The 798-nt window shown below is 37.5% G+C and carries 1 protein-coding gene; it reads left to right on the top strand.

Annotated elements, in window-relative coordinates; translation table 11 throughout:
* Positions 1 to 150 precede the first annotated feature (150 nt).
* Positions 151 to 678 (top strand): AAA family ATPase, encoded by a 528-nt coding sequence (locus tag CA598_RS31685; RefSeq protein ID WP_094874832.1) that lies wholly within the window; start codon positions 151 to 153, stop codon positions 676 to 678.
* Positions 679 to 798 lie beyond the last annotated feature (120 nt).

Here is a 798-nt window from a genome sequence, read left to right as displayed (position 1 = left end):
GTAGGACGTTGCCAAGCACGCAAGACCACTTTTGAGTCATCGACAGTGGTCTTTTTGTTATGCCTTGTACAGAGTATTTGCTTGTAAGGGTTTTTATGATAATGTGCTTTAATAGAGTCACTAATAGATTATTCATGGGGGATAAAGATCATGATAATATGGATCAATGGAGCTTTTGGTGCGGGAAAGACAGAAACTGCATATGAATTACATCGCAGAATTCCTAATTCTTTTGTATACGATCCAGAGAATGTAGGGTATTACATAAGGGAAAACATTCCTGATGTGATGACAAAAAGTGACTTTCAAGACTATTATCTTTGGCGTGAAATTAACCATTCCATGTTAAAATACATAGCTAGCGAATATAGGGGAACGGTTATCGTACCTATGACCATAGTCAACCCAGAATATTGGATGGACATTGCTGGTAATCTAATAAATGAGGGATTAGAGGTTCACCATTTTACTTTGTGTGCCTCACGAGAGACGCTGCTCAAGAGATTGGGTGGTAGAGGTGAAGGAAATGACTCATGGGCCGTTCAACAGATCGACAGATGCCTCACAGGGCTTAATAAGGATGTATTCAAAGATCAATTAGACACAAATAACCTGACTACTTTAGAAGTCGTTGAGTTGATAGCCAGTAAGCTTGATATCACTTTAACGCTATTATAGGAGAAAAGTGAAAATATATTAATTTAGGTATTGCTATACTTCGAAATACATGATATAATCTTTTTTGTTGTCAAAACATTTTGTTTTCAATAAGGCCCGTTGGTCAAGGGGTTAAGACAC

Origin of the sequence: Paenibacillus sp. VTT E-133291 (assembly GCF_002264395.1) — a bacterium.
In the GTDB taxonomy this organism is placed as follows: domain Bacteria; phylum Bacillota; class Bacilli; order Paenibacillales; family Paenibacillaceae; genus Paenibacillus_AQ; species Paenibacillus_AQ nitricinens.
Note: the sequence above shows the minus strand (reverse complement) of the source record. Positions and strands in the feature narration are given on the sequence as shown.